The 3,383-nt window shown below is 63.9% G+C and carries 2 protein-coding genes; one reads left to right on the forward strand and one right to left on the reverse strand.

Annotation, left to right across the window (positions count from 1 at the left end; translation table 11 throughout):
• On the forward strand, positions 1 to 2,858 hold a 2,858-nt coding region (gene uvrA / locus ACEWQ0_RS00115; RefSeq protein WP_476484120.1), incomplete at its 5' end, for an excinuclease ABC subunit UvrA.
• A gap of 64 nt (positions 2,859 to 2,922) precedes the next feature.
• On the opposite strand, the gene ACEWQ0_RS00120 is transcribed toward uvrA, so the two are convergent.
• A partial coding sequence (locus tag ACEWQ0_RS00120) for a hypothetical protein (protein WP_476484121.1) occupies positions 2,923 to 3,383 on the reverse strand: 461 nt, incomplete at its 5' end.

Raw genomic sequence — 3,383 nt, forward strand, 5'->3', positions numbered from 1 at the left:
GCGTCCGCGGCGCGCGTACTCACAACCTGGCCAATGTCGATGTCGAGCTGCCTCGTGACCAGTTGATCGTGTTCACGGGTCTGTCAGGCTCGGGCAAGTCGTCGCTGGCCTTCGACACCATCTATGCCGAGGGCCAGCGGCGCTATGTCGAGTCGCTCTCGGCCTATGCCCGGCAGTTCCTGTCGATGATGGAAAAGCCTGACATCGACCATATCGAAGGCCTGTCGCCGGCGATCTCGATCGAACAGAAGGCGGCCAGCCACAACCCGCGCTCGACGGTGGGCACGATTACCGAGGTTCACGACTACCTGCGCCTGATGTATGCCCGGGTGGGCACGCCGCGCTGCCCGGAGCACGGCGAAGAACTCGACGCCCAGACGGTCTCGGAGATGGTCGACACGGTGCTCAACCTGCCCGAGGGCAGCAAGCTGATGCTGCTCGCGCCCATTGTGCGCGACCGCAAGGGCGAGCATTTGCAGGTGTTGCAGGAGCTGCGCGCCCAGGGATTCGTGCGCGCGCGTGTCAACGGCGAAGTCATCGACCTGGACGATGAGCTGCCGGCGCTCGAGCTGCGCAAGAAACACACCATCGAGGCGGTCGTCGATCGCTTCAGGGTGCGCGAGGCTACCGGGTCGGAGTCCGGAGCAGGCCTGGCCCAGCGCCTGGCCGAAAGCTTCGAGACGGCGCTGGCGCTCGCCGATAGCCTGGCAATCGTTGCGCCCATCGAAGATGACAGCGACATCGAACAGATGCTGTTCTCGGCGCGCTACGCCTGCCCGGTGTGCGACTACAGCCTGTCCGAGCTCGAGCCGCGCATGTTTTCGTTCAACAACCCGAGCGGCGCCTGCGATAGCTGCGACGGCCTGGGTGTCAAACAGTATTTCGACCCCGACCGGGTGGTTGCCAATCGCGAACTGTCGCTGGCCGGCGGCGCCATTCGCGGCTGGGATCGCCGCAACGCATACTATTTCCAGCTGATTCAGTCGCTGGCCAGGCACTACCGCTTCGAGATCGAAACGCCCTTCGAGGAGCTGCCGGAAGATGTGCAGGACATCATCCTGCACGGCAGTGGAGAGGAAAAGATCGCATTCCGCTATCTGTCGGAAAGCGGCACGCAGACCCGCAAACACCCTTTCGTGGGCATCATTCCCAACCTGGAAAAGCGCTACCGCGAGACCGACTCACGCATCGTGCGTGAGGAGCTGTCGCGCTATATTTCCACGCGCGCCTGCCCGGAATGCAACGGCCAGCGCCTGGGGCGCGAGGCGCGTCATGTCTTCATCGCCGACAAATCGCTGCCGGAGGTGTCGAGCTGGTCAGTGGAGCGCTGCCTTGACTTCTTCAACCAGGTGGACCTGGCCGGCTGGCGCGGTGAGATCGCCGGGCGGATTCTCAAGGAAGTTCGCGAGCGCCTGCATTTTCTGGTCAACGTCGGTCTCGACTATCTGACCCTGGACCGCCAGGCCGATACTCTCTCGGGCGGCGAGGCGCAGCGCATTCGCCTGGCCAGCCAGATCGGTGCCGGCCTGGTGGGCGTGATGTACGTGCTTGACGAACCGTCCATCGGCCTGCACCAGCGCGACAACGCGCGCCTGCTCGAGACCCTGTTCCGCCTGCGCGATCTGGGCAATACCGTGATTGTCGTCGAGCACGACGAAGAAGCCATACGAACGGCCGATTACGTGGTCGACATCGGCCCCGGGCCGGGCGTACACGGCGGCCGCATTGTCTACAGCGGCACGCCCGAAGGCCTGGCTGACTGCGAAGGCTCGCTGACCGGCGATTACCTGTCGGGCCGAAAATCCATCGCGGTGCCAAAAAAGCGCCACAAACCCGACCGCAAGCGACTTTTTCAACTCCAGGGCGCCACCGGAAACAACCTCAAGAACGTCAATCTGGAGCTGCCGGCCGGCTTGTTCGTCTGCGTTACCGGGGTGTCGGGCTCGGGCAAGTCGACGCTGATCAACGACACGCTCTACAAGCTGCTGGCGCGCGAACTCAACCGCGCCTCCGAGACGCCGTCGCCGCACGAGCGCTACTCGGGGCTGGATCTCTACGACAAGGTGGTCGACATCGACCAGAGCGCGATCGGGCGCACGCCACGCTCGAACCCGGCCACCTACACCGGCATGTTCACGCCCATCCGCGAGCTGTTTGCCGGCACCCAGGAGGCGCGCGCCCGTGGGTACAAACCCGGGCGATTCTCGTTCAACGTCAAGGGCGGGCGCTGCGAAGCCTGCCAGGGCGACGGCGTGATCCGCGTGGAAATGCACTTTCTGCCCGATATCTTCGTTGCCTGCGACGTCTGCCAGGGCCGGCGCTACAACCGCGAAACCCTTTCGGTGACCTACAAGGGCAAGAACATTCACGAAGTGCTGGAGATGACCGTCGAAGACGCGCTGGCATTCTTCGAGCCGGTGCCGGCCATCGCGCGCAAGCTGCAGACCCTGATGGACGTGGGCTTGAGTTACATTCAGCTTGGCCAGAGCGCGACCACGCTGTCGGGCGGCGAAGCCCAGCGCATCAAGCTGGCACGCGAGCTGTCCAAGCGCGACACCGGCAATACGCTCTACATTCTGGACGAACCCACCACCGGCCTGCACTTCCACGACATCAAGCACCTGCTGGAAGTGCTGCATCGCCTCAGAGACGAAGGCAACACTGTGGTCGTCATCGAGCACAACCTGGACGTGATCAAGACCGCCGACTGGATCATCGACCTGGGGCCGGAAGGCGGCGAAGGCGGCGGCCAGATCATCGCCACCGGCACACCCGAGGAAATCGCCCGTACGGAGGGATCCTGGACCGGGGAATACCTGGCGGACACGCTCGGAATCAAGCGAAAGAAAATCGCCTGACGACGCATTGGCCGATCAGCTACGGTATTCCCGGCCTTGAGCCGGGGGCTTTCTGATAATGGCGTCAGCGCCCGGAAGGCCCCGGACCAAGTCCGGGGAGACAGGGTGGATGTGCTGGTTGCTTGGCTGGCTGGCACGAACGGGTTGGCGGGGCGGCTTTGCCGCGAATGGCCGTGCCGAGCCGAAGCTTTTTCGCGGTCTGGAGACCGCTCCTGCAAACAAGATGGGGAAAAATTTTGGGAGAAACCTCCAGGTCGCCAGACCAGCCTGTCAGCCCCACCCGTCCCCGGCGCAGCACTGCCGTCCACCCAATCTTTCGGCTGCCGAACCAGCCGAACCAGCCGAACCAGCCGAACCAGCCGAACCAGCCGAACCAGCCGAACCAGCCGAACCAGCCAACCAGCCAACCAGCCAACCAGCCAACCAGCCAACCAGCCAACCAGCCAACCAGCCAACCAGCCAACCAGCCAACCAGCCAACCAGCCAACCAGCCAACCAGCCAACCAGCCAACCAGCCAACCAGCC

This window comes from Wenzhouxiangella sp. YN9, from assembly GCF_056324165.1.